Source organism: Pseudomonas sp. GL-RE-29 (assembly GCF_019947275.1).
GTDB lineage: Bacteria > Pseudomonadota > Gammaproteobacteria > Pseudomonadales > Pseudomonadaceae > Aquipseudomonas > Aquipseudomonas fluorescens_A.
Window position 1 is genome coordinate 83,142 of record NZ_JAGYGD010000015.1, and the last position, 25,317, is coordinate 108,458.

Genomic DNA, 25,317 nt, shown 5'->3' on the forward strand with positions numbered 1-25,317 from the left:
TGCCGCAGGCTGTGATCTTTTACCGATAAAACAACGAATACCCGATCTGCCCCACCGCCTCATTCAACAGTTGCCCGCTCTGCCAGATCGATTTGAACTCTGGCATCCAGCCACCCAGTGGCCGGGCGTTGTCCACGCCTAAAAATCCAACCGGTGCTGGCACCACCTCAAACCCGGCCTTGCGGAAACTCCAGACCGCTCGTGGCATATGCCAGGCTTGCGTCACCACCACCACGCGCTTGATCCCTTCGGGCAGCAACACTTCGGCGCTGAACTGCGCATTCTCCCAGGTCGTGCGGCTGCGTCCTTCCTGCCAGCGCACGTTCACGCCGAAATCATCGCGCAGTGAATCTGCCATCAATTTCGCCTCGGTCGGCGGCGTACCATAATGCAGGCCGCCACTGGTCAGAACCGGTAGGCCCGAGGCCTTGGCCAGGCGGGCCGCATAACGCTGGCGTTCCAGTCCCACCCCGGTTGGCTGGTCGGCGCCCCACGCCGGATCGCCTCGCTCGCGTCCCGAACCCAGAATCACGATGGCATCCGCGCGCTGCCCCAGCGTTGCCCATTCGTTCATGGCCAGCGGCGGCTCACGTTCCAGCAACTTGGCACTCCACTGCACCACGACGGGCAGGCTCATCAGCCAGAAGCCGCCCAAACCCAGAGCAAAACACAAACCGGCGAGCCTCGGCCTTGAGCGACGCAACCACCAGGCAAGCGCCAACAGCAGCAACAAAATGCCGGGAGGCAATAGAAGTTGTTTCACGAAATAACGAAAAGGCATCGAGCATCTCCATGAAGATGCTCGAAGCCTAAGTGGGTTGACGCGATGGGACAATAAATACGGAAGGACTATGCTTCAAAAAAGCCCCTGGAGCGCGGCTCTATACCCTTACTTGAATTGCAGAGACCGGACCTTTACCGCGTCTCTACCGGGTACTTTGTCCTTGAGCCAGATAATCTTGGCCGAACGTGGTGCGTCGAGTTGCTTCACTGCTTCAGACAAGCATCCGTGCGTCTCACGCTCACAACGATCCAGATACGCCTTGACCAGGGCAAACTCTGCGGGGCTCAGGCCACGCAATTCCAGCTCCAGCGGGCGTTCATCACGCAGACGGCCAGCGGTTTTTGCCGCTTCCAGGGCCATTCCAAGACGATCGATCAGTCTTTCGTACAACTCCGGTTTTGTAGCTTTTCGCTGTGACTCAACCATCCCTCACCTCATTGGAAGATAAGACCTACTCCCCAGTTAGAGCTTAGCTTCCATGAACAAACCGGCTGAACGCCGCGACCAACGGCCCTCGCAGCCGTTTTCGCGAGACGCGCGGCCGTAATCAGGGTTTCCCTCGATAGAGTGCGGTCATGTATGCTACGGCGCTTCCTGTAACTCCACTTCCAGCTCGTCTGGACACCGAAACGCCGAATTGGCGCGTTCACCGTCCAGCGTCGCATTGAAGAGGATTAGGCCACCCCTATTCAGTTCAAAAGTAGCCATGCACGAACAATATCAGCCCCGTGAAATTGAAGCCGCCGCCCAGAAATTCTGGGACGAGCAAAAGTCCTTTGAAGTCAGTGAACAGCCAGGCAAGGAGACTTACTACTGCCTGTCGATGTTCCCTTACCCCAGCGGCAAACTACACATGGGGCACGTGCGCAACTACACCATCGGCGACGTGATATCCCGCTACCAGCGCATGCAAGGCAAGAACGTCCTGCAACCCATGGGTTGGGACGCCTTCGGCATGCCGGCGGAAAACGCCGCGATGAAGAACAACGTAGCGCCCGCCAAGTGGACCTACGAAAACATTGCCTACATGAAATCCCAGCTGCGCAGCCTGGGCCTGGCGGTGGACTGGTCCCGTGAAGTGACCACCTGCAAGCCGGATTACTACCGCTGGGAACAATGGCTGTTCACCCGCCTGTTCGAAAAAGGTGTGATCTACAAAAAAAGCGGCACCGTAAACTGGGACCCGGTCGACCAGACCGTCCTGGCCAACGAACAGGTGATCGACGGTCGCGGCTGGCGTTCCGGCGCGCTGATCGAAAAGCGCGAAATCCCGATGTACTACTTCAAGATCACCGCCTACGCGGATGAGCTGCTGGAGAGCCTCGACGATCTGACTGGCTGGCCTGAACAGGTCAAGACCATGCAGCGCAACTGGATCGGCAAGTCCCGCGGCATGGAAGTGCAGTTCCCGTACAACGTCGATTCCATCGGCGAAACCGGCGCCCTGAAAGTCTTCACCACCCGCCCGGACACCCTGATGGGCGCGACCTACGTTGCCGTGGCCGCCGAACACCACCTGGCCACTCTGGCCGCGCAGAACAACCCTGAGCTGCAAGCGTTCATCGCTGAATGCAAGGGCGGCAGCGTGGCCGAAGCCGACGTTGCCACTCAAGAGAAAAAAGGCCTGCCGACCGGCCTGTTCGTCGAGCACCCGCTGACCGGCGAAAAACTGCCGGTCTGGGTCGCCAACTACGTGCTGATGCACTACGGCGATGGCGCGGTGATGGCTGTTCCAGCTCACGACGAGCGCGATTTCGAATTCGCCCACAAGTACAACCTGCCGGTCAAATCGGTGGTGCGTACCAGCTCCGGCGACACTAACCCGGCGCCTTGGCAAGACGCCTACGGTGAGCACGGCACTCTGATCAACTCCGGTGAATTCGACGGCCTCGACTTCGCTGGCGCGTTCGACGCCATCGAAGTCGCGCTGATCAAGAAGGAACTGGGCGCCTCGCGCACCCAGTTCCGCCTGCGCGACTGGGGCATCAGCCGTCAGCGCTACTGGGGCTGCCCGATCCCGATCATCCACTGCGATAGCTGCGGAGATGTGCCGGTTCCAGAAGATCAATTGCCTGTTGTACTGCCGGAAGACGTCGTTCCCGATGGCGCCGGCTCGCCATTGGCGCGCATGCCCGAGTTCTACGAGTGCAGCTGCCCGAAATGTGGCCAGCCTGCCAAGCGTGAAACCGACACCATGGACACCTTCGTCGAGTCCTCGTGGTACTACGCCCGTTACGCCTCGCCGCACTTTGAAGGTGGCCTGGTAGAAAAATCGGCGGCTGACCACTGGTTGCCGGTGGACCAATACATCGGCGGTATCGAACACGCGATTCTTCACCTGCTTTATGCGCGCTTCTTCCACAAGCTGATGCGCGACGAAGGCCTGGTGAGCTCCAACGAGCCGTTCAAGAACCTGCTGACCCAGGGCATGGTGATTGCCGAGACCTACTACCGTCGCGAAGCCAACGGTGCCTACACCTGGTTTAACCCGGCGGACGTCGAGCTCGAACGCGACAGCAAAGCCAAAGTCATCAGCGCCAAGCTCATCGCGGACGGCCTGCCGGTGGAAATCGGCGGCACCGAGAAGATGGCCAAGTCGAAGAACAACGGCGTCGACCCTCAGTCGATGATTGACCAGTTCGGTGCAGACACCTGCCGCCTGTTCATGATGTTCGCCTCGCCACCTGACATGAGCGCGGAATGGTCCGACTCCGGCGTAGAGGGTTCGCATCGCTTCCTCAAACGCGTCTGGCGTCTGGCTCAAGCGCACGTCACCCAGGGCCTGCCGGGCAAACTGGACGTTGCGAGCCTGAACGACGAACAGAAAGCCATTCGCCGTTCGATCCACCAGGCCATCAAGCAGGCCAGCCACGACGTCGGCCAGAACCACAAATTCAACACCGCCATCGCCCAGGTGATGACGCTGATGAACGTACTGGAAAAAGCCCCGCAAGGTACCGAACAGGATCGCGCACTGGTTCAAGAAGGCCTGGAAACCGTGACGCTGCTGCTTGCGCCGATCACCCCGCACATCAGCCATGAGCTGTGGAGTCAACTGGGTCACGCCGATCCGGTGATCGACGCTGGCTGGCCGGTGCTGGACGACAGCGCACTGGTGCAGGACAGCCTGACGCTGGTCATCCAGGTCAACGGCAAGCTCCGCGGCCAGATCGAAATGCCTGCCGGCGCGACACGTGAAGAAGTCGAAGCCGCTGCCCGCGCCAACGAAAACGTGCTGCGTTTCGTCGATGGCCTGACTATTCGTAAAGTGATCGTGGTGCCCGGGAAACTGGTCAACATCGTCGCCAGCTAATTGGATCAGGCGCCAGGTCATGCCTGGCGCCGCGTAAAACCTTTCGGGCCGCCTGATCGGCCCACATGGTTTCAAGGGGAGCAACACAATGATCAAACGCAACTTGCTGGTGATGGGCCTTGCGGTCCTGCTGAGCGCCTGTGGTTTCCATCTGCGCGGCACCGGGACCACCGAACTGGCGATCAAGGAACTCGACCTGACCGCGCGTAACTCCTACGGTGAAACCGTGAAGCAACTGCGTCAGGTGCTGGAAAGCAGCGGCGTCAACGTCTATACCGGCGCACCGTACAAACTGGTGCTGACCGATGAGCAGGAAAGCCAGCGCATCCTCAGCTACGCCGGTGCCGGCCGTACTGGCGAGTACCAGGTGACCACGGTCCTCAACTACGACATTCGCGGCAAGGGCGACCTGGACCTGCTGAGCGACAAGCTTGAAGTGCAGAAAATCTTTATCCACGACGGCAACAACCTGGTAGGTTCCGATCAGGAAGCCGCAACTGCCCGGACAGAAACCCGTCGCGAGCTGGTTCAGCGGATGATGCTGCGCCTGCAACAACTGACGCCAGCCCAACTGGATCAGCTGCAGCAGACCGCCGATGCCAAGGCCAAGGCTGAAGCCGCGGCACTGGAAGCGGCGCGCAAGGCTGAAGCGGAAACGCCGCGTCAGTCGCCTATCGAACTGCCGCAGCAGTAAGACTTACGGGGCGCTCAGGCGCCCCGTTCGCCCTCTCTTATGAAGCTCGCTCCCGCCCAACTCGCCAAACACCTGCAAGGCGCCCTCGCGCCGGTCTACGTCATCAGTGGCGATGATCCTTTGCTGTGCCAGGAAGCCGCCGACGCTATCCGTGCCGCCGCCCGCCGACAGGACTTCGATGAACGCCAGGTCTTTGCCGCCGACGCCAGTTTCGACTGGGGCACGTTGCTGCAAGCCGGTGCGAGCATGTCGCTGTTCGCCGAAAAGCGCCTGCTGGAATTGCGGCTGCCCTCCGGCAAGCCCGGTGACAAAGGTGCCGCTGCGCTCATCGAATACTGCTCGCGACCCGCCGAAGACACGTTGCTGCTGATCAGCCTGCCAAAACTCGATGGCAGTGCGCAGAAAACCAAGTGGGGCAAGGCGCTGGTCGAAGGCCCGCAAACCCAGTTCGTGCAGATCTGGCCGGTGGATGTCAGCCAGTTGCCGAGCTGGATCCGCCAGCGTTTATCCCAGGCCGGGCTTTCCGCCAGCCAGGACGCTGTCGAGCTGATCGCCGCACGGGTCGAGGGCAACCTGCTGGCCGCGGCCCAGGAAATCGAAAAGCTTAAATTGATGGCCGAAGAAGGCCAGATCACCGTGGAAACCGTGCAGGCGGCGGTAGCCGACAGCGCGCGTTTCGATGTCTTCGGGCTGACCGATGCGATTCTCAACGGTGAAGCCGCCCATGCCCTGCGCATGCTTGAAGGGCTGCGTGGTGAAGGTGTCGAACCACCGGTCATTCTCTGGGCCCTGGCCCGGGAACTGCGCCTGCTGGCTAATTTGTCACTGCAATACAGCCAGGGCGTGCCCCTGGACAAAGCCTTCAGCCAGGCGCGACCGCCGGTCTGGGACAAGCGCAAACCGCTGATGAGCAAAGCCCTGCAACGCTATTCGGCGCAACGCTGGGCGCAACTGTTGCTCGAAGCGCAGCGCATCGATGCGCAGATCAAAGGTCAGGCGGCCGGTTCGCCGTGGATGAGCTTGAGTCGGTTATCGCTGTTGATGGCTGGGCAAAGATTGTCGTTGCCTGCTGAATAAGGCGTTTTGTGGCGAGGGAGCTTGCTCCCGCTGGGTTACGAAGTCCCCAAACCAAACGCCGAGCATTTTCTGTTAATACGCGCTTACAAGTTTACGACTGCTCCGCAGCCGAGCGGGAGCAAGCTCCCTCGCCACATATCATCATTCCCTACACATCGCGGGACTGGACAGAACCCCAACTTCGGCCGATGATTTGCCCCGCAAAAACCCATCACTTGCGAGAGACCATCATGAGCAAAAAGCCGTCCAAACACGGCCCCAACAAGGCCAAATCCATCATCGCCCAGCCATTGTTCCGCAGCCGCCAGGAACGAGCCGGCAAGGGCAAAGGCAGCTACCGCCGCGAAGCCTTCCAGTCTGATAGCTGGGAGGCTTCTTACTTTCTGGCGGCCTGAAAGGCATGCATCCGCTCAACATGTTAAGGTCTGCACTTGATACGTATTTCCTGGACCTGTGCATGCCCTTTTGTCTTTCCCATCGTTGGCCCGTACGCCAATTGATTGCTGCCTCCAGCCTCATTTTGCTAGTCGCCTGCGCGGAAAAACCCACCGCCGCTGACGCCCAGCCGATTCAGTCACTCCCCGTTGCCACCGCCCCAGCGGTCATCCCGCCTGTGGTGCCGAGCGGCGAAAATCTCGATATCCAGCCTACCCAGACCTTCGCCGAGTGGCAGGCCGGTTTCCGCAAGGACGCTCTGGCCGCCGGCATCCGCGCCGATCTGTTCGACCGGGCCTTTGCCAACGTCAGCCTCGACCCCAGCGTCATCCGCGCCGACCGCAGCCAACCGGAATTCGCAAAACCGGTGTGGGAATATCTCGATGGCGCCCTGTCCCCCCTGCGCGTACGCAAAGGTCAGGCGCTGATCAGCGAATACGACGGCATTCTGCGAAGCATCGAACAGCGCTATGGTGTCGACCGTCAGGTACTGGTCGCGGTGTGGGGCATGGAGAGTAATTTCGGCCAGTTCCAGGGCAGCAAGTCGGTGATCAACTCGCTGGCGACCCTGGCCTACGAAGGTCGACGTCCCGGCTTCGCCCACGCGCAATTGATCGCCGCCCTGCAGATCCTGCAACAAGGCGACATCGAACCCGAGAAAATGCTCGGTTCCTGGGCCGGCGCCATGGGCCAGACGCAGTTCATCCCGACCACTTACAACACCCACGCAGTGGACTTCGATGGTGACGGTCGCCGCGATATCTGGGGCAGCACCGCTGATGCGCTGGCCTCGACCGCGCATTACCTGCAAAGCTCCGGCTGGCAGAAAGGCCAGCCGTGGGGCTTCGAAGTGCAACTGCCGAGCAGCTTCAACTACGTGCTGGCCGATGGCACGATCCGCAAGAGTGTCGCCGAATGGCGGCAACTGGGCGTGATGATGCCTAACGGCGGCCAGGTTCCGCCAGGCACCGAACAACTGTCCGCAGCGTTGTTGCTGCCGGCCGGTTATCGTGGTCCGGCATTCCTGGTGCTCGACAACTTCCGGGCGATCCTCAAGTACAACAACTCGTCGTCCTACGCCCTGGCGGTGAGCCTGTTGTCCGAGCGCTTCAATGGCGGGGGCCTGATCAGCGGCACCTGGCCGAAGGATGATTTGCCGTTGAGCCGCACCGAGCGAATTGAATTGCAAAACCTGCTCAGCGCGCAGAACTACGACGCGGGCACCGCCGACGGCATCATCGGCGCCAATACACGCAAGGCGATCCGCAGCGCCCAACAGTCATTCGGCTGGCCGGCGGATGGTTATCCGACGCACAAGTTGCTGGAAGGATTGCGTAACCGCTAAAAAGAAAAGATCGCAGCCTGCGGCAGCTCCTACAGAGTTTCGTGTAATTCTGTAGGAACTGCCGCAGGCTGCGATCTTTTTTGTTATTTACCGGGTAACAACATCCTGCTCCAACACCAACACCTTGTTCCCCGCGTCCAGCTTCACCAACGCCCCCATCGGCAACGTCAGGTTCGGGTCGCAATGCCCACTGCGCCAACCCGACAGTACTGGAATCTGCAACGGCTCGAACGTCTGCTTGAGCAACCGCTCCAGCGCTGTCACCTCTACCCCTGCCACATCCCCCACCAGAACCCCGCGCAATTTGTGCAGCGTGCCCGCCAACCGCAGATGGGTCAGCAACCGGTCGATGCGATACAGCGGCTCGTTGATGTCTTCGATAAACAGGATGACGCCCTCGGCATCGATCTCGTAGGGCGTACCCATGGTCGCGGCGATCATCGACAGATTGCCCCCCAACAAGCGCCCATGAGCGATGCCAGGCTCGATTGTGGTCAACGGATAAGCCTTGGGGTGCGCCAGCACGCTACCTGCCTTCACCTCGCCACTCAGCATGTTGAAGAATGAAAACTCGGTGGGCGGCTGCCGGTTTCCCAGCAAGTCTGCGTTCAGCAGCGGACCGTGGAATGTCACGAAGCCGGCATAGCGGCTGATTGCCAGGTGCAACGCCGTGATGTCGCTGTAACCGATGAACGGCTTGGCGTTGTTGCGCAACAGATCGAAGTCGATTCGGTCGAGCAGCCGTGGCGTGCCGTAGCCGCCGCGCAGGCAGATGATTGCATCGACCTCGCGGTCGGCGAACGCGGCGTGCAAATCATTGAGCCGCACGTCGTCACTACCGGCCAGGTAGCCACTGGTCTCATAGACGCCTGGAAACACTTTCAGCGAATAGCCCCGTGCGCGCATCCATTGCACCGCTTTACGCGTGTCCAGCGCCGCGGGACCGGCCGGTGCAATAACGCCAATCTGCCCTTCTGACGGCAATAGCGGGACCGGGGCATTAGGGCAAAGGGTGTGGGTCGGTCGAGCGGTCATCCATATCTCCCTGGCGTGAAACCTCTACACACAGTAATCAGGAACGGGAATAAACAGAAGAGGGTTTGTTGCGCCGCTGATTACAAAAAACACTGCAGTTGCCGTATCCGGGACAAAAAAACGCCCGCAAGGCCTAAAGCCGTGCGGGCGTTTTCAACTCATGCGATGGATCAGGACGACATCAGCTCGGCCTTGACCAGCTTCGCCTGCTCGTCAGCGTGGTACGACGAACGCACCAGCGGACCCGAAGCAACGTTCTTGAAGCCCATCTTGTAACCTTCCTCGGCGAACCAGGCGAAGGTGTCCGGGTGCACGAAGCGCTGCACCGGCAAGTGGCTGCGGGACGGTTGCAGGTACTGGCCCAGGGTCAGCATGTCGATGTCGTGCTCGCGCATGCGCTTCATGACTTCGATCACTTCGTCGTCGGTCTCGCCCAGACCCAGCATCAGGCCGGACTTGGTCGGGATGTGCGGCATCATTTGCTTGAAGCGTTGCAGCAGGGTCAGCGACCACTGGTAATCCGAACCCGGACGCGCAGCCTTGTACAGGCGCGGCACGGTTTCCAGGTTGTGGTTGAACACATCCGGTGGCTCGGCCGCGGTGATTTGCAGGGCGATGTCCATGCGGCCACGGTAATCCGGAACCAGGGTCTCGAGCTGTACGTTCGGCGACAGTTTGCGGATTTCGCGGATGCAGTCGGCAAAGTGCTGGGCACCGCCGTCACGAAGGTCGTCGCGGTCTACCGAGGTGATTACCACGTACTTCAGGCGCAGGTCGGCAATGGCGATGGCCAGGCTTTCCGGCTCGTTGACGTCCAGTGGCTTCGGACGACCGTGACCAACGTCGCAGAACGGGCAGCGACGGGTACAGATGTCGCCCATGATCATGAAGGTCGCGGTGCCGCCGGAGAAGCACTCGCCCAGGTTCGGGCATGAGGCTTCTTCGCAGACGCTGTGCAGCTTGTGTTTGCGCAACAGGGCCTTGATGCGGTCGACTTCCGGAGATACCGGAATGCGCACACGAATCCAGTCAGGCTTTTTCGGCAGCTCAGTGGTCGGAATGATCTTTACCGGGATGCGTGCAACCTTCTCGGCGCCGCGCAGCTTTACGCCGGCTTCAACCTTGGCACGCGGGGCCGGACGCTCGGTGACATCCTGCGTCGGGATCATGGTTTGCACTGCATCAGTAGTCATATCAGTCGATTCCGCCCGTTAGGGTCGTCTGCTCAGCATAGTCGAGGTGTTTGACGAGCTGCGCACGCAGCCGGGCACTTACCTCGGCAAATTCAATCGATCCTGCGTGATCGCTCAGCTGGGTCATCGCCAGCCCGGCATAGCCGCAGGGATTAATCCGTCGAAACGGTTCCAGGTTCATGTCCACGTTCAGGGCCAGGCCATGAAAGGAACAACCGTGGCGGATCCGCAGACCCAGAGAAGCGATTTTCGCCCCATCGACATAGACACCCGGCGCATCCGGCTTGGCGGCGGCGGTCACGCCATAGCTGGCGAGCAGCTCGATCAGGCACGACTCCATGCGGCTCACCAGGTCTCGCACGCCGAATCCCAGCTTGCGCACATCCAGCAGCAAATAAGCCACCAGTTGCCCGGGACCGTGATACGTCACCTGACCACCGCGATCGACCTGCACCACCGGGATATCTCCCGGCAGTAACAAGTGCTCGGCCTTGCCGGCCTGCCCCTGGGTGAACACCGGCGGGTGCTCGACCAGCCAGATTTCGTCGGCGGCATCGCTGCCGCGTTCGTTGGTAAACCGTTGCATGGCATGCCAGACCGGCTCGTAAGCCATCTGGCCGAGCTCGCGAAAGCCCAGCGTGCCAGACATCACAACACCATGTGCACGAAGCCGGTAGCCCGCAGTTCGCTGTTGATGTTGTACAGCTGGTCCTGGTCGGTGGCGACGATGTGCAACTGAATCGTGGTGTATTTGCCGTTGGTGCTTTGGCGCTCATCAACGCGGTCATGGTTGATCGTCGCGTGTTTCATGACGATCTCGATGATCTTGTCCTTGTTGCCTACACCGGTATCGCTGATCACCTTAACCGGGTAATCAACGTTGGGGAATTCGATCTTAGGCGCCTTTACTTCGGTATCGGTCATGGCGTAACGGCCTCGTAAGCGTAAGCCGTGGCGACGGGCATAGCCCCACGCCGGATGAGCGCGAGGCCATGCAGGTGCACACTATCAGTTGAACAAGCCGTAGAAGAATAGACGGATGCTATCCCACATGCGGCGGAAGATACCACCCTCTTCGACGCCATCCAGAGCGATCAGGTCAGCGCTGTGCACTACCTTGTCGTCCAGTTTGACTTCGACTTTACCGATCACGTCGCCCTTGGCGATTGGTGCGACCAGTTGCGGGTTCATGGTCATGCTGGCAGCGAGCTTTTTCAGCTGGCCTTTCGGCAGGGTCATGGTCAGGTCTTCAGCCAGGCCGGCCTTGACTTGATTGGTCGCGCCTTTCCAGACAGGAGCCTGAGCCAGTTCGGCGCCTTTCTGGTAGAAGGTCTGGGTTTCGAAGAAACGGAAACCGTAGGTCAGCAGCTTCTGGGTCTCGGCGGCGCGAGCCACTTCGCTGTTGGTGCCGAACACCACGGCGATCAGACGCATGCCATCACGCACGGCCGAAGACACCATGCAGTAGCCCGCTTCGTCGGTGTGGCCGGTTTTCAGACCGTCGACAGTCTTGTCGCGCCACAGCAGCAGGTTACGGTTAGGTTGCTTGATGCCGTTCCAGAAAAACTCTTTCTGCGAGTAGATCGCATAGTGAGCCGGGTCTTCGTGAATGATCGCGCGAGCCAGCACGGCCATGTCGTGAGCCGACGAGTAATGCTCCGGGTTCGGCAGTCCGGTCGGGTTCATGAAGTGGCTGTTGGTCATGCCCAGGTCGCCAACGGTTTTGTTCATCATGTCGGCGAACGCGTCTTCGCTGCCGGCGATGTGCTCGGAGAGCGCAACACTGGCGTCGTTGCCCGACTGGATGATGATGCCGTGCAGCAGGTCACTGACAGTGACTTGCGAGCCGACCTTGATGAACATCCGCGAACCGCCGGTACGCCAGGCGTTCTCGCTGACGGTGACCGGATCGTTTTCACCGATCTGGCCGCGACGGATTTCCAGGGTCGCGATGTAAGCCGTCATCAGCTTGGTCAGGCTGGCTGGCGGCAGACGCTGGTCACCGTTGTTCTCGACCAGCACGTTGCCGCTGCTGGCGTCCATGAGCACGTAGGCCTTGGCGGCCAGTTGCGGTGGCGACGGCATCATCTCGACCGCGAATGCGGCAGGCGAGAGGAGCAGCGGGACTAGAAGGCACAGGCGTTTGGCAAAGGTGGTGATGTTCATCCGTCTCTCGAAATCGCTAATGGAAACTTGCCCGAAGGCAAAAACTAATCAAATAACCTCTAACGGGTTATCGCGTGTTCAGTCGTTCACTCTGCAACCCTTGCCGGGCTTTTGTTCTTCGACGAGCCAACAACCTGATTCATCCCCGACTGCGGATGAACCGTCAAACAAGTCCTACGTATTACTCGGTGACCACACTTGGCGAACCCAGATTGGCCAGGCGCACACTGTTCTGCACTTGCTGTATTTCACCCGGCGAACCAATTGGCCCCAGGCGTACCCGATGCAGCGTTTGTTGATTGCGCACGATTGAACTGATGAACACCGGAGCGCTCACCATTCCGCTGAGCTTCGATCTCAAGAGTTCGGCAGCGTCCGGGTTGGCGAAAGCACCTACTTGCAGGTACTGGCCAGTGGAAGCGGCGGATGGTTTTTTCGTGTCGATCTGTACAGGCACGACAGCGGCGGCGTGTTGCTGCGGCGGCGGCGTCCATTGCTCGACCGTACCGGCCTTAGACGTAATCACCGGGGCGCTATTCTGCGCGACTTGCGGCTCGTTGAGCATCAAAGGCGCCGGACGCCCCTTGGCTGCCCAGTATTGCTGCGGGTCAATGCCTTCGACCTTGACCCGCGCCGTGCCGGTTTCGGCATAGCCAAGTTTCTTGGCCGCGGCGTAGGACAAATCGATGATCCGGTCCGAATAGAACGGCCCGCGGTCGTTGACTCGCAGGATCACGGTCTTGTTGTTGTCCAGGTTAGTCACCCGAACGTAACTCGGCAGTGGCAAAGTCTTGTGTGCGGCGCTCATGCCGTAGAGGTCATAGACTTCGCCGTTGGCGGTGTTCTGACCATGGAACTTGGTGCCGTACCAGGATGCAGTGCCCGATTGAACGTAAGTCTTGGATTCTTGCAACGGGAAGTACGTCTTGCCCAGCACGGTGTACGGGTTGGCCTTGTACGGGCCGGTGTGCAGGGTTGGCGTGGCATCCGGGATGCGCGACACATCGACATCCCACCATGGCGCGCCATCCTTGTGAGCGCGGTTGATGTCCAGCCCCGGCGCCGAGCGCACGGCGGTCGTGGATTTCTGCGTCGGCGCGCGACTGGTCGAGCAACTGGCGACCAGCACTGCCAACGCGGCCAATGCCATCAGCTTCAGGGGTTTATTCATAGGCAATGCCCGCATTACTTGACGCCCCGTGCTTGGACCAGCTGTTCAGACAGTTGATGTACGGCCATGGCGTACATCACGCTGCGGTTATAACGCGTGATTGCGTAGAAATTCTTCAGGCCCATCCAGTATTCGGGACCCTTGTCGCCTTCCAGCCGGAAAGCGGTAACCGGCATATCATCGCGCAGCGCATCATGACTTGACCAGCCCAGGGCCCGCAACTCTCCGACGGTTTTAGTCGGCTCGATGCCTGTGGTCAAACCTTCGTCCGCCTGATCGCCGCGCACATCAGCGCGGCTGACCACCGGCTCACCGGCGACCCAGCCATGACGCTTGAAGTAACTGGCAACGCTGCCAATCGCATCGTCAGGATTGGTCCAGATATTGATGTGGCCGTCACCGTCGAAATCCACCGCATAGGCGCGAAAGCTGCTCGGCATGAACTGAGGCAAGCCCATGGCACCGGCGTAGGAGCCTTTGAGGGTCAACGGATCGACCTGCTCTTCACGGGCCAGCAGCAGGAATTCACGTAATTCCTTGCGGAAAAATTCGGCACGGGGAGGATAGTCGAAACCCAGGGTCGACAAGGCATCAACTACCCGGAAATTGCCGGTATTACGTCCGAAAAAGGTCTCAACACCGATGATCGAGACGATCACCTGGGCCGGCACACCGTATTCCTGCTCCGCCCGGGCCAGGACCGCCTCATGCTGACGCCAGAAATCCACACCACGGGCGATGCGCGCATCGGTGATGAACATCGGGCGATATTCGCTCCACTGCTTGACCCGTTCTGCGGGTTTCGAAATCGCGTCCAGAATCGACTGCTTGCGCTCGGCTTCGCGGAACACGCCCATCAGTTGTTCGCCGGCGAAACCGTAGTCGCGGGTCATTTCACCGACGAATTCGGCCACCTGAGGCGAGCCTTCGTAATCGCCGGCCAACGCTTCCTGCGCAGTGCCAAGGATGCTTACCAGGCCGACCCATGGCGCGTATCGAGTCGCCCAGCCACGCATTACTTGCATTGAAATCTTCACCTTATTCAAACCTGCGCGATCCACTTACGATGGGTATGGATCGACATCAAAACCCCAAACGCTGACAGCAGCGTCACCAGCGAAGTTCCTCCGTAGCTAATGAAAGGCAACGGCACCCCCACCACCGGCAACAGGCCACTGACCATACCGATGTTGACGAAAACATATACAAAAAACGTCATGGTCAGCGCGCCCGCCAGCAACTTGCCGAACAAAGTCTGGGCCTGGGCGGTAATCACCAGGCCACGACCGATCAACAGCAGGTAGATCAGCAGCAATGCGCAAATGCCCACCAGACCGAACTCTTCGCCCATGACCGCGATAATGAAGTCGGTGTGGCTTTCCGGCAGGAAATCCAGGTGCGACTGGGTGCCGAGTAACCAGCCCTTACCGAACACGCCGCCGGAGCCGATGGCCGCCTTGGACTGAATGATGTTCCAGCCAGTGCCCAGCGGATCGCTTTCCGGGTCGAGGAAGGTCAGGATCCGTTGCTTCTGGTAGTCGTGCATGATGAAGAACCACATCGCCACGGCGACTGGTACAGCAGCGGCGAGCACGCTGAGAATCCAGCGCCAGCGCAGGCCGCCCATGAACAGCACGAAGGCGCCGCCGGCGAGGATCAGCAGCGAAGTGCCAAGGTCCGGTTGCCGCACGATCAGGATGAACGGAACGCCAATCAGCATCAGGCTGATGCCGACATGCTTGAGTTGCGGCGGCAAGGTGCGTTTGGACAGATACCAGGCGATGGTCGCCGGCATCAGGATCTTCATGAATTCCGAAGGCTGGAAGCGGATTACACCGGGGATGTTGATCCAGCGCGTGGCGCCCATGGCGTTGTGCCCCATGACGTCCACCACCACCAGCAACAGCACGCCGACCACATAGCCGACCGGTACCCAGCGAGCCATGAAGCGCGGCTCGAACTGGGCGATGACGATCATCGACACCAGACCGATGCCGAACGAAGTGGCTTGCTTGGCCAACAGATCCCAGCTTTTGCCACTGGCGGAATACAGCACGAACAGGCTGCCGGCCGCGAGAGTCAGCAGCAAAATCAGCAGCGGCCCGTCGATGTGCAGGCGTTGCAGCAGCGTCGCGCGGCGACGCATCACATCCTCACTGGAGAGCATGCGGTCAAAATTATTCATCACGGGCGGTTGCCTCTGCACTGATAGGGCTGGCGTATTCGGGCTTCAACCGGCCGTCCTGGCCCAGGAGCCAGGCGTCCATGATCTGCCGCACCACCGGCGCAGCAACGCCGGAGCCGGACTCACCGTTTTCGACCATCACCGAGACCACGATTTTCGGGTCGTCGGCCGGTGCAAAACCAACGAACAAGGCGTGGTCGCGGTGGCGCTCCTGAACCTTGGAGCGGTCGTACTTCTCGCCCTGCTTGATCGCGACCACCTGGGCCGTACCGCTCTTGCCGGCGATGCGGTATTGCGCACCGATCGACGCTTTGCGCGCCGTACCGCGGGCGCCGTGCATCACCTGTTGCATGCCGTGGTTGACCTTGTTCCAGTCGGACGGGTCACGCAGGATGATGTCCGGCATCGGGTTCTCATCCACCGGTTTCTCGCCTTCGATGGTCTTGGCCAGGTGCGGACGGTTCCAGATGCCTTTGTTGGCCACCAGCGCCGTGGCCTGGGCCAGTTGCAACGGAGTCGACTGCATGTAGCCCTGGCCGATCCCGAGAATCAGCGTTTCGCCAGGGAACCACGCCTGGCGGCGCGTCGCGCGCTTCCACTCTCGCGTCGGCATCAAGCCCGGCGACTCTTCGAACATGTCCAAAGAGACTTTCTGACCGATGCCGAACTTGGTCATGTACGCCGACAACCGATCGATCCCCAGCTTGTGGGCCAGGTCATAGAAGTAGGTGTCGTTGGAACGCATGATCGCCGTGTCGAGGTCGACGAAGCCGTCACCGGTGCGGTTCCAGTTGCGGTACTTGTGATCGTAGTTAGGCAGCATGTAATAACCGGGGTCGAACACCCGGGTCGAAGCCGTCACTACGCCGGCGTCCAGACCGGCAATCGCCACCGCTGGCTTGATCGTCGAGCCCGGCGGGTACAGACCGCGCAGCACGCGGTTGAACAGGGGTCGATCGATGGAATCGCGCAGTTCGGAATAAGCCTTGGAGCTGATGCCGGTGACAAACAGGTTCGGGTCGAAACTCGGCTGACTGACCATCGCCAGTACTTCGCCGGTTTTCGGGTCCAGGGCTACCACTGCGCCACGGCGACCACCGAGCGCGGCTTCGGCGGCTTCCTGCAGTTTGATGTCCAGGCTCAGGACGATGTCTTTGCCGGAAATCGGTTCGGTACGCTTGAGCACCCGCAATACACGGCCCCGAGCGTTGGTCTCGACTTCCTCGTAACCGACCTGACCGTGCAGCTCCGGCTCGTAGAAGCGCTCGATGCCGGTTTTACCAATTTGATGGGTGCCGCTGTAGCTCACTGGATCGAGCGTTTTCAGCTCTTTCTCGTTGATCCGCCCCATGTAGCCCACCGAGTGCGCAAAGTGCGCGCCCTGCGGGTAGTGCCGAACCAATTGCGCGACCACTTCCACCCCCGGCAACCGGAACTGGTTCACGGCGATGCGGGCGATCTGCTCTTCGGTCAACTCAAACAGGATCGGCACCGGCTCGAACGGCCGACGCCCCTGGCGCATGCGCTTCTCGAAAATCACCCGGTCTTCAGGCGTCAGTTCCAGCACCTCGACGATCACGTCGAGCACTTGCTGCCAATCGCCGGAGCGTTCGCGGGTCATGCTCAGGCTGAAGCTCGGCCGGTTGTCGGCAATCACCACGCCATTGCGGTCGAAAATCAACCCGCGGGTCGGCGGAATCGGCTGCACGTGGACGCGGTTGTTTTCCGACAGGGTCGAGTGGTAGTCGTACTGGATCACCTGGAGGAAATACAGGCGCGCAATCAACACGCCGATCAGCGCCACGACCGCAATTGCCCCGAACACGACGCGGCCACGCACCAGACGGGCGTCTTTTTCGTGGTCCTTGATGCGGATCGGCTGAGGCATGAGGGCAGAACTACTTGTGGTAAGGGTGGCCGGACAGCACTGTCCAGGCACGATACAGCTGTTCGCCGATCAGGATTCGCACCAGCGGGTGCGGCAACGTCAATGGCGACAACGACCAGCGCTGATCCGCACGGGCACACACTTCCGGCGCCAGCCCTTCGGGACCGCCGACCATGAAATTCACCGTGCGCGAGTCCAGCCGCCAGCGATCGAGTTCGACCGCCAGTTGCTCGGTGCTCCAGGGCTTGCCGTGGACTTCGAGGGTCACAACGCGCTCGTTAGGCCCGACCTTGGCCAGCATGGCTTCGCCTTCCTGACGGATGAAGCGCGCCACGTCGGCATTCTTGCCCCGGGTGTTGAGCGGAATTTCCACCAGTTCCAGCGCCAGCTCGGACGGAAGACGCTTGGCATATTCATGCCAGCCCTCTTCCACCCATTTGGGCATGCGTGAACCGACGGCGATCAGTCGCAGTCGCACAGCCGTTCCTTATTCCTGGTCTTTGTTGAGCTTGTTGAAATGCTCGTGACCAACTTCAGGACTGTGGTGTTTGCCATCGGCGGCACGGCTCTGCTCGGCACCTTTCCACAGGCGCTCCAGGTCGTAGAACTGACGGGCGTTGGAGGTCATCATGTGGACGATCACGTCGTCCATGTCCAGCAGCACCCAGTCACTGTCGCCCTTGCCTTCTTCACCCAGTGGCTTGATGCCCAGGGCCTTGACCGCTTCACGGACCTTGTCCAGCATCGCGCCGATCTGACGGTTGGAGGTACCGGTAGCGATGATCATGTAGTCAGTGATGCTCTGCTTGTCGCGAACGTCGATGACCAGCACGTCCTGGGCCTTGACGTCTTCCAGGGCGGCTACGGCGATCTTGACCAGCTCGTCGCCTTTAGGCGGCTCGGCAGCGAGCACCTTTTCTGGCAGCGGAGCGCTCTTGAACGTGCCTTTGCGCTTAACTTTGTTTACTTCGTTGTTCGTCATATAAAACTCGTTTTGCTCGTATGTTCGGGCGCTTCAATACACGTTGTTGCTACGTGCCTTGAGGCACTCCTATTCAGTTCGACGCACGGTAGAGTCCGTGCGCATCGATGTAGGCCAGGACCGCGTCGGGCACCAGGAAACGTACCGACTTACCGCTGGCCAGCAGTTGACGGATCTGGGTGGCGGATACCGCGAGCGGCGTCTGCCAGACGAATGCAATCTGTCCACTCGGCCCTTTGAGGGCCAGCGGGTCGCTCACCGAGCGCGCTGCCAGCAGGTTGCGCAAGGCATCCGGCGGTTCGCTGTCGGCATCCGGGCGTTGCAACACCAGGATATGGCAATGCTGGAGCAACTCTTCCCAGCGGTGCCAAGTGGGCAGGCCGCAAAATGCGTCCCAGCCCAAAAGCAGAAAAACCTGGGTCTCGGCGGCCATTTCGGCACGCATCAACTCCAGGGTATCAATGGTGTAGGACGGTTTGTCCCGCTGCAATTCGCGGGCGTCCACCACCAACGGCGCCACACCGGCCACCGCGCACTCGACCATTGCCAGACGGTCCTTCGCCGACACTTGCGGCGTATTCCGATGGGGCGGCCTGGCACTGGGTGTCAGACGCAGCTCATCGAGCGCCAGCGATTCGGCGACTTCCAGCGCACCACGCAAATGGCCGATGTGCACCGGGTCGAAAGTCCCGCCCAGTACGCCGATGCGTCGAGGTCGAGGCGCGCTGGCGGTTACCGGGGCTGACGGGTCGAGGTCGCCCAAGTCAGACCGACTCCTGTCCGCGCAACTGGCCATCACCGACCACGATGTACTTCTCGCAGGTCAGACCTTCGAGGCCCACCGGTCCGCGGGCGTGCAGCTTATCAGTAGAAATGCCGATCTCGGCACCCAATCCGTATTCAAAGCCATCGGCGAAGCACGTCGGGGTGTTGATCATCACCGACGAAGAGTCGACTTCAGCCACGAAACGCCGGGTGTCGCCCTGGTGTTCGCTGACAATCGAATCGGTGTGGTGAGAGCCGTAATGGTTGATGTGTTCGATGGCCTGGTCCAGCCCGTCGACCACGCGGATCGACAGAATCGGCGCCAGGTACTCGGTGCTCCAGTCTTCTTCGGTGGCCGGCACGGCATCGATGATCGCCCGGGTGCGCTCGCAGCCACGCAGCTCGACGCCTTTTTCGCGGAACTGGGCAGCCATCGACGGCAGGAAATCTTTCGCAATGGATTCATCGACCAGCAGCGTTTCCATCGCACCGCAGATGCCATAACGGTACGTCTTGGCGTTGAATGCAATGCGTTGGGCTTTCGCCAGGTCGGCGCGCTCGCTCACGTAAACGTGGCAGATGCCGTCCAGATGCTTGATCACCGGCACGCGGGCGTCACGGCTGACGCGCTCGATCAGGCCACGGCCGCCACGGGGCACGATGACGTCGACGTATTCGGGCATGGTGATTAGGGCGCCAACGGCGGCACGGTCAGTGGTTTCGACCACTTGCACCACGGCGGCCGGCAGATCGGCCTCGGCCAGGCCGCGCTGGATGCAGGCGGCAATGGCTCGGTTCGAATGAATGGCTTCGGAGCCGCCACGAAGGATGGTCGCGTTGCCGGACTTCAGGCACAGGCTGGCAGCATCGATGGTCACGTTTGGCCGAGACTCGTAGATGATCCCGATCACACCCAGCGGCACGCGCATCTTGCCGACCTGGATACCCGACGGCCGATAGCTCATGTCGCGGATCGCGCCCACCGGGTCCGGCAGTGCAGCGACCTGACGCAGCCCGACGATCATCCCGTCGATACGCGCCGGAGTCAGCGCCAGACGCTCGAGCAGCGCCGGTTCCAGACCATTGGCGCGGCCAGCTGCCAAGTCCAGCTCATTGGCAGCGGTCAACTCGGCGCGTGCAGCGTCCAGCGCGTTGGCAGCCGCCTGCAGCGCACGGTTTTTCTGCGCAGTGCTGGCACGGCCGATGACGCGGGAAGCTTCGCGGGCAGCGCGACCCAGACGGGTCATGTAGTCAAGAACGGGCTCAGTCATGGTCTGGCGTGGTCTTTTCCAAGGTCGTGGTAAAGAGTAAAGCGGCAGATTATAGCTGTCGCGTCCACTGACTAACAGCGGTGACGGGCGGATGGTCGAAATGGAGGGCAATTTGCCGACGTTCAGCCGTGATTAAGCTGCAAATTGTTATCATCACGACTCAATCAGCCCTGACAAACGCCGTTCATCATGTCCAACCTGACTGTTCGAGCGTCCGCCACGAGCCTGCCCACGGGCCTTGCGGACGCGTTTTTCGACCGAGACGCGCAAGTTCTGGCCCGGGAGTTACTGGGCAAAGTCATCCGCCACCGGGTCGGCGACCTGTGGCTTAGCGCCCGAATCATCGAGACCGAAGCCTATTACTGCGCAGAAAAAGGCAGCCACGCGTCGCTCGGCTACACAGAAAAGCGTAAGGCTTTGTTTCTGGATGGCGGCCACATCTATATGTATTACGCCCGGGGCGGCGATTCCCTGAATTTCAGCGCCCAGGGCCCGGGCAACGCCGTATTGATTAAATCCGCCTACCCTTGGGTGGATGAATTGAGCGGGCCGGCGAGTCTGGCGCAGATGCTGTTGAACAACCCCGACGCCCAAGGTCGCCCTCGCCCGTCACAAAAGCTCTGCGCGGGACAAACCTTGCTGTGCAAGTCTTTGGGCCTGAAGGTGCCGGTCTGGGACGCCAAGCGTTTCGACCATGAAGTGCTGCTGGTGGAAGATGTCGGCCAGACACCTGTGCATATCATCCAGACCACGCGCCTGGGCATCCCCCATGGACGCGACGAACACTTGATGTACCGCTTCGTCGACGCGACCTACGCGGCCTATTGCACGCGGAACCCGCTTCGACGGGGCCAGGTCGAAGGTCGCGATTACGTTTTGCTGTGAACACAACCCCCTGTAGGAGCTGCCGCAGGCTCGGGCCGCGGCAGCTCCTACAGTGGTTTGTGTGTTGAGTAGATTGGTGTGCGCCCGCCCAGGGTTTATTGAAGAATTGATGGAGTTGTTTTTATGGGCCCATGGCTCGATAGCGTCACCGGTTGGTTGACGGTCAACCCGCAATGGCTGGCGGCGGCGGTATTCATCGTGGCTTTCATCGAGTGCCTGGCGATTGCCGGGCTGATCGTGCCCGGCACGGTGTTGCTGTTCGCGGTGGCGGTACTGGCCGGCAGCGGTGCGCTGTCATTGAGTGAAACGCTGTTGCTGGGATTTCTCGCCGGGGTACTGGGCGACGTTGTTTCGTACTTCCTGGGGCGGCATTTCCATCAGAACATCCGGCGTCTGCCCGGGCTGCGCCATCACCCGGAATGGATCGCCGGAGCCGAGTCGTACTTTCAGCGCTACGGCATCGCCAGCTTGCTTGTAGGGCGCTTCATCGGCCCGCTGCGCCCCATGCTGCCGATGGTGGCCGGGATGTTCGACATGCCCTTCCCGCGTTTCTTCGCCGTCAGCCTGCTGGCCGGGGCCGGATGGTCAGTGGCGTATCTGCTGCCGGGCTGGGCCACCGGCGCGGCGATTCGTTTGCCGCTGCCCGAGGGTTTCTGGCCGCAGGCCGGAATAGTCGCGGCCAGCATTGCGCTGATGATCGGCCTGAGCGCAACCAGCAGTCTGCGTCGGCATCGCAAAGCCACGATGTTCATTGCCGGCATGAGTTTTCTGATTCTGGCCGGGCTGTTTATCGGCTATTCGCACCTGAGCGCCCTCGATCAGGGCGTGATGACTCTGGTGCAGGAACACCGCAGCCCGATGCTCGATGAAGTCGCCGTTGTCTTCACGCTGATCGGCGAATTCCGCAACATGCTGGTATTCAGCGCCTTGCTGGTGCTGCTGTTGCTGATTACCCGGCAATGGCGGCAGGCGATCTTCGCTTGCAGCACTCTGCTGTTCACTGCACTGGGTAATACCGCCACCAAGCATTTTTTCGCCCGGGTGCGCCCGGAAGTGTTGAGTGATCCGCTGACCAGTTACAGCATGCCCAGCGGCCATGCCTCTGGATCTTTCGCGCTGTTCCTGACCCTCGCCGTACTGGCCGGGCGCGGACAACCGCCACGGATGCGCCTGACCTGGCTGTTGGTGGGATGCTTGCCGCCTCTGGCGATTTCTTTGTCCCGCGTATACCTCGGGGCACACTGGCCGACAGATGTGCTCGCCGGTGCGATGCTGGCAGCGTGTGTTTGTGCGGCGAGTTTGTGGCTGATTCAGCGTCAAACTTCTCTCAATGCCATGCCACCCAAGGTCTGGTGGCTGGTATTACCGGCGATGGTGGCGTTGTTCGGATTTTTTATATTGCGGCATTTGCCGCATACGATGTTGCGGTATGCGTATTAAGCGGAAGAAAAAAACCCGATCAATGATCGGGTTTTTTGTTAGGTCGCGCTTAGCTGTTCCATTGACGCTTACGTTTTTCCAGAATCAATGCGTCGGCCAGCTGGCATGCAATCTCTGCGGTGTCGTCGAAGGACTGGCCGGGGGTGGCGTTTTTTAGCATATAGCCCACCGCAGCAGCATCCCAGATAGAGCGTTCATGCAAGTAAACAATCATGGTGTGAATTCCTTTTAGTCAATTAATAGCCCGCTTCATGCGAGTTACTCCAAAGTAAATAAAACGCCGCCGAACAGCAATAATGGCAAGTAAACCGAATGATTACCAAATACTGCTCAAGCAAATAACTCCCCCTGCAACTCATCCAATAACGCCTGAATAGCATCCAGTCGTTGCTGCGGATCATCAAGTTGCAACAGGTCGATCTTGTCCAGTTCAGCGAACGGCAGCAGGTACGCCAACTGATTGGCCAGTGACTGTTGCCCAACCGCTCCGGTGCCCATGTTCAGCGCTTCAACCATCGGGTGTTCGGCCAGGGCCTTGAGCAAGGCCACCAGATCGGCATCCTCATCCTGCAGCGGCTGCTCCGGTTCGTCCTCCAACCACTCGACTTCAGCGACGGTCAACTGATCGCGCTGAACCTCGGTCCTTAACACGTGAAAGCGCCGCCCGCCCTGCACCCGAATTCCCAGCAGACCATTGTCCTGCTGCTTGAAATCGGTGATCAGCGCCTCGCACCCGACCAACGCGTAACCTGCCGGGGCAATGCCGACTTCTTCGCCGTCAAGGATGCAGACCACGCCGAAACCGCCGCCCTGTTTCATGCAGCGGCCGATCATGTCCAGATAGCGCGCCTCGAAAATCTGCAAATCGAGGATGCAACCCGGAAACAGCACCGTGTTCAGCGGAAAAAGCGGCAGACTCATAGACATTTCCCTTACACCACCATCGACACCGCCAACGGCAGCAACACCGCCGTGGCCACACCCATCAGACTCATCGCCAGCGCCGCGAAGGCGCCGCACTCTTCGTTTTCCTGCATCGCCACCGCCGTGCCGACCGCATGGGCGGTCATGCCCAGGGCCATGCCTCGGGCCTCGGGGCTGTGGACTCCGAGGCGGGTCAACAGACTTGGACCGAAGATCGCCCCGATCACGCCGGTGATCAACACGAACACCGCCGCCAGCGCTGCGACACCACCGATCTGCTCGGCCACCAACATCGCAATCGGCGAGGTCACCGACTTCGGCGCCATGGTCATCAGGATCATGTGCTCAGCGCCAAACCACCAGCCCAACAGCACGCCCATACCCGTGGCGACCACCCCGCCTATCACCAGCGTAGTAAATATCGGCCAGAACAACTGCCGAATCCGCCGCAGGTTGAGATAAAGCGGTACCGCCAGCGCAACCGTGGCCGGGCCGAGCAGGATGCTGAGGATCTCGGTGCTCTTGCGGTACTCGGCGTAGGTCAGCCCGCAACCCACCAGCACACCGATCACCAGCAACATGGAGACCAGCACCGGCTGCAGAAAGATCCAGCGGGTTTTCTCGAATGCCGCCAACACCAGCTGATAGGCGCCGAGGGTAATGCCGATGCCGAACAATGGATGATGAATTACCGACGCCCAGGCGCCGTGCCAGTCGAGGATCATTGGCTGTCCTCAGGATGGTGCGCGTGGCGCTTGATCATGCGCTGCATCAGCACACCCGCGAACGCCATGGACAGTAACAGCGACAGCACCAGCGCGCCGACGATGGCCCAGAAATCCGCCGCAATGTCCTTGGCGTAAACCATCACCCCCACGGCCGGCGGTACCAGCAGCAATGGCAAATAGCGCAACAGGCTGCTGGCCGCGAGGTTCAATGGTTCACCGACCTGGCCACGGCAGATCAGGTACACCAGCAATAGCAGCAGGCCGATGATCGGCCCCGGCAACACCGGTAAAAACAAATGGTTGATCGCCGTGCCGAGCAATTGGAACAGCACCAGCCAGGTCAAACCTCGTAACAACATCCTTCATCTCCCGCAAAAACCGTCACCCGCATTAGCCCGGGCATTATAAGCACGCCTGCGCTATAGATCGGCATTCGCCAAAAGCATGGTCGGTTGACCGCTGCCATTTGCCATGTTGATCTAAAGTGGTAATTCGGGCGGCCAAATCCCCCACCTCAAAACTATAAAAGCGATGAACCCAAGGAGAGTCTCAATGCCCTATGTTCCAGTTGCAGAGCTCAAAGATTATGTCGGCAAGGAACTCGGATGTTCCGAATGGCTCACCATCGATCAGGAGCGCATCAACCTGTTCGCCGAAGCCACAGGGGATTTCCAGTTCATCCACGTTGACCCGGTCAAGGCCGCGCAAACGCCATTCGGCAGCACCATTGCCCACGGTTTCCTGTCGCTGTCGCTGATTCCAAAACTGATGGAAGACATCCTCGTCATGCCCGAAGGCTTGAAGATGGTGATCAACTACGGTCTCGACAGCGTGCGTTTCATTCAGCCGGTCAAGGTCAATTCGAAAGTGCGCCTCAAGGTCGACCTGACCGACGTCACCGAGAAAAAACCCGGCCAATGGCTGCTCAAAGCCACCGCCACCCTCGAAATCGAAGGTTCGGAAAAACCGGCGTACGTCGCCGAGCCATTGTCCCTTTGCTTCGTCTGATACCCGCCCGATTGCGAAACAGCTCACG

General features: G+C 60.3%; 27 protein-coding genes. 8 read left to right on the forward strand and 19 right to left on the reverse strand.

The window, feature by feature from the left end:
* Nucleotides 1–19 precede the first annotated feature (19 nt).
* Nucleotides 20–781, reverse strand: a complete 762-nt coding sequence (locus KGB21_RS14495) for a YdcF family protein (protein ID WP_034148138.1) — start codon at nucleotides 779–781, stop codon at nucleotides 20–22.
* A gap of 108 nt (nucleotides 782–889) precedes the next feature.
* Nucleotides 890–1,210 carry a hypothetical protein gene (locus tag KGB21_RS14500; RefSeq protein WP_034148137.1) on the reverse strand — a complete coding sequence of 107 codons (321 nt, stop codon included), beginning with the start codon at nucleotides 1,208–1,210 and terminating at the stop codon, nucleotides 890–892.
* Between the two features lie 280 nt (nucleotides 1,211–1,490).
* Between KGB21_RS14500 and leuS the strand changes: the two genes are divergently transcribed.
* From leuS to KGB21_RS14525, 5 genes are all read left to right on the forward strand, one after another.
* Nucleotides 1,491–4,097 (forward strand): leucine--tRNA ligase, encoded by a 2,607-nt coding sequence (leuS, locus tag KGB21_RS14505; RefSeq protein ID WP_034148136.1) that lies wholly within the window; start codon nucleotides 1,491–1,493, stop codon nucleotides 4,095–4,097.
* Nucleotides 4,098–4,185: 88 nt separating this feature from the next.
* Complete coding sequence (lptE, locus tag KGB21_RS14510; protein ID WP_034148135.1) at nucleotides 4,186–4,791, forward strand: LPS assembly lipoprotein LptE; 606 nt, start codon at nucleotides 4,186–4,188, stop codon at nucleotides 4,789–4,791.
* 39 nt (nucleotides 4,792–4,830) lie between these two features.
* Nucleotides 4,831–5,868, forward strand: a complete 1,038-nt coding sequence (gene holA, locus KGB21_RS14515; RefSeq protein ID WP_034148134.1) for a DNA polymerase III subunit delta — start codon at nucleotides 4,831–4,833, stop codon at nucleotides 5,866–5,868.
* 230 nt (nucleotides 5,869–6,098) lie between these two features.
* A complete protein-coding gene (gene arfA / locus KGB21_RS14520; protein WP_003237016.1) occupies nucleotides 6,099–6,263 on the forward strand; it encodes an alternative ribosome rescue factor ArfA in 165 nt (54 codons plus the stop codon).
* 62 nt (nucleotides 6,264–6,325) lie between these two features.
* Entirely contained in the window at nucleotides 6,326–7,648 is a 1,323-nt protein-coding gene (locus KGB21_RS14525) for a lytic murein transglycosylase (RefSeq protein ID WP_034148133.1), read from the forward strand.
* 87 nt (nucleotides 7,649–7,735) lie between these two features.
* On the opposite strand, the gene KGB21_RS14530 is transcribed toward KGB21_RS14525, so the two are convergent.
* From KGB21_RS14530 to KGB21_RS14590, 13 genes are all read right to left on the reverse strand, one after another.
* Nucleotides 7,736–8,683 (reverse strand): LD-carboxypeptidase, encoded by a 948-nt coding sequence (locus tag KGB21_RS14530; protein WP_223505493.1) that lies wholly within the window; start codon nucleotides 8,681–8,683, stop codon nucleotides 7,736–7,738.
* 170 nt (nucleotides 8,684–8,853) lie between these two features.
* Nucleotides 8,854–9,876: a lipoyl synthase gene (lipA, locus tag KGB21_RS14535; RefSeq protein ID WP_034148131.1), complete on the reverse strand. Its 1,023-nt coding sequence runs from the start codon at nucleotides 9,874–9,876 to the stop codon at nucleotides 8,854–8,856.
* 1 nt (nucleotide 9,877) lies between these two features.
* Entirely contained in the window at nucleotides 9,878–10,525 is a 648-nt protein-coding gene (lipB, locus tag KGB21_RS14540) for a lipoyl(octanoyl) transferase LipB (protein ID WP_034148130.1), read from the reverse strand.
* Complete coding sequence (locus KGB21_RS14545; protein WP_034148129.1) at nucleotides 10,525–10,800, reverse strand: DUF493 domain-containing protein; 276 nt, start codon at nucleotides 10,798–10,800, stop codon at nucleotides 10,525–10,527. Before KGB21_RS14545 ends, lipB begins: the two co-directional genes overlap by 1 nt.
* Before the next feature lie 84 nt (nucleotides 10,801–10,884).
* Nucleotides 10,885–12,042 carry a D-alanyl-D-alanine carboxypeptidase family protein gene (locus tag KGB21_RS14550; protein WP_034148128.1) on the reverse strand — a complete coding sequence of 386 codons (1,158 nt, stop codon included), beginning with the start codon at nucleotides 12,040–12,042 and terminating at the stop codon, nucleotides 10,885–10,887.
* Between the two features lie 181 nt (nucleotides 12,043–12,223).
* A complete protein-coding gene (locus KGB21_RS14555) occupies nucleotides 12,224–13,228 on the reverse strand; it encodes a septal ring lytic transglycosylase RlpA family protein (protein ID WP_223505494.1) in 1,005 nt (334 codons plus the stop codon).
* Complete coding sequence (gene mltB, locus KGB21_RS14560) at nucleotides 13,228–14,238, reverse strand: lytic murein transglycosylase B (RefSeq protein ID WP_223505495.1); 1,011 nt, start codon at nucleotides 14,236–14,238, stop codon at nucleotides 13,228–13,230. The genes KGB21_RS14555 and mltB overlap by 1 nt, the downstream gene beginning before the upstream one ends.
* Before the next feature lie 17 nt (nucleotides 14,239–14,255).
* Nucleotides 14,256–15,359, reverse strand: coding sequence for a rod shape-determining protein RodA (gene rodA, locus KGB21_RS14565; protein WP_052321239.1), 1,104 nt, complete (start codon nucleotides 15,357–15,359; stop codon nucleotides 14,256–14,258).
* A gap of 31 nt (nucleotides 15,360–15,390) precedes the next feature.
* A complete protein-coding gene (gene mrdA, locus KGB21_RS14570) occupies nucleotides 15,391–17,286 on the reverse strand; it encodes a penicillin-binding protein 2 (RefSeq protein ID WP_034148124.1) in 1,896 nt (631 codons plus the stop codon).
* A gap of 10 nt (nucleotides 17,287–17,296) precedes the next feature.
* Complete coding sequence (gene rlmH / locus KGB21_RS14575; RefSeq protein ID WP_007937439.1) at nucleotides 17,297–17,764, reverse strand: 23S rRNA (pseudouridine(1915)-N(3))-methyltransferase RlmH; 468 nt, start codon at nucleotides 17,762–17,764, stop codon at nucleotides 17,297–17,299.
* A 9-nt stretch (nucleotides 17,765–17,773) separates the two neighbouring features.
* A complete protein-coding gene (gene rsfS / locus KGB21_RS14580) occupies nucleotides 17,774–18,268 on the reverse strand; it encodes a ribosome silencing factor (protein ID WP_056855808.1) in 495 nt (164 codons plus the stop codon).
* Nucleotides 18,269–18,341: 73 nt separating this feature from the next.
* A complete protein-coding gene (gene nadD, locus KGB21_RS14585; protein WP_155292747.1) occupies nucleotides 18,342–19,031 on the reverse strand; it encodes a nicotinate-nucleotide adenylyltransferase in 690 nt (229 codons plus the stop codon).
* Nucleotide 19,032: 1 nt separating this feature from the next.
* Nucleotides 19,033–20,304 carry a glutamate-5-semialdehyde dehydrogenase gene (locus KGB21_RS14590; RefSeq protein WP_034148121.1) on the reverse strand — a complete coding sequence of 424 codons (1,272 nt, stop codon included), beginning with the start codon at nucleotides 20,302–20,304 and terminating at the stop codon, nucleotides 19,033–19,035.
* A 189-nt stretch (nucleotides 20,305–20,493) separates the two neighbouring features.
* On the opposite strand from KGB21_RS14590, the gene KGB21_RS14595 reads away from it, so the two are divergent.
* Both KGB21_RS14595 and KGB21_RS14600 read left to right on the forward strand, forming a co-directional pair.
* Nucleotides 20,494–21,189, forward strand: a complete 696-nt coding sequence (locus tag KGB21_RS14595) for a DNA-3-methyladenine glycosylase (protein ID WP_034148120.1) — start codon at nucleotides 20,494–20,496, stop codon at nucleotides 21,187–21,189.
* Nucleotides 21,190–21,312: 123 nt separating this feature from the next.
* A complete protein-coding gene (locus KGB21_RS14600) occupies nucleotides 21,313–22,629 on the forward strand; it encodes a bifunctional DedA family/phosphatase PAP2 family protein (RefSeq protein WP_034148119.1) in 1,317 nt (438 codons plus the stop codon).
* Nucleotides 22,630–22,678: 49 nt separating this feature from the next.
* Here KGB21_RS14600 and KGB21_RS14605 read toward each other — a convergent pair whose 3' ends face one another.
* From KGB21_RS14605 to KGB21_RS14620, 4 genes are all read right to left on the reverse strand, one after another.
* Nucleotides 22,679–22,843 (reverse strand): hypothetical protein, encoded by a 165-nt coding sequence (locus tag KGB21_RS14605; protein ID WP_155292746.1) that lies wholly within the window; start codon nucleotides 22,841–22,843, stop codon nucleotides 22,679–22,681.
* A gap of 116 nt (nucleotides 22,844–22,959) precedes the next feature.
* Nucleotides 22,960–23,550: an LON peptidase substrate-binding domain-containing protein gene (locus KGB21_RS14610; protein WP_223505496.1), complete on the reverse strand. Its 591-nt coding sequence runs from the start codon at nucleotides 23,548–23,550 to the stop codon at nucleotides 22,960–22,962.
* A gap of 11 nt (nucleotides 23,551–23,561) precedes the next feature.
* On the reverse strand, nucleotides 23,562–24,278 hold the full coding sequence (locus KGB21_RS14615; protein ID WP_034148117.1) for an LrgB family protein: 717 nt from the start codon (nucleotides 24,276–24,278) through the stop codon (nucleotides 23,562–23,564).
* The gene (locus tag KGB21_RS14620) at nucleotides 24,275–24,640 is read right to left on the reverse strand and encodes a CidA/LrgA family protein (protein WP_223505497.1); all 366 of its coding nucleotides are present in this window, start codon (nucleotides 24,638–24,640) and stop codon (nucleotides 24,275–24,277) included. The genes KGB21_RS14615 and KGB21_RS14620 overlap by 4 nt, the downstream gene beginning before the upstream one ends.
* A 193-nt stretch (nucleotides 24,641–24,833) precedes the next feature.
* On the opposite strand from KGB21_RS14620, the gene KGB21_RS14625 reads away from it, so the two are divergent.
* The gene (locus KGB21_RS14625) at nucleotides 24,834–25,289 is read left to right on the forward strand and encodes a MaoC family dehydratase (protein ID WP_034148115.1); all 456 of its coding nucleotides are present in this window, start codon (nucleotides 24,834–24,836) and stop codon (nucleotides 25,287–25,289) included.
* The last annotated feature ends 28 nt before the right edge of the window (nucleotides 25,290–25,317 follow it).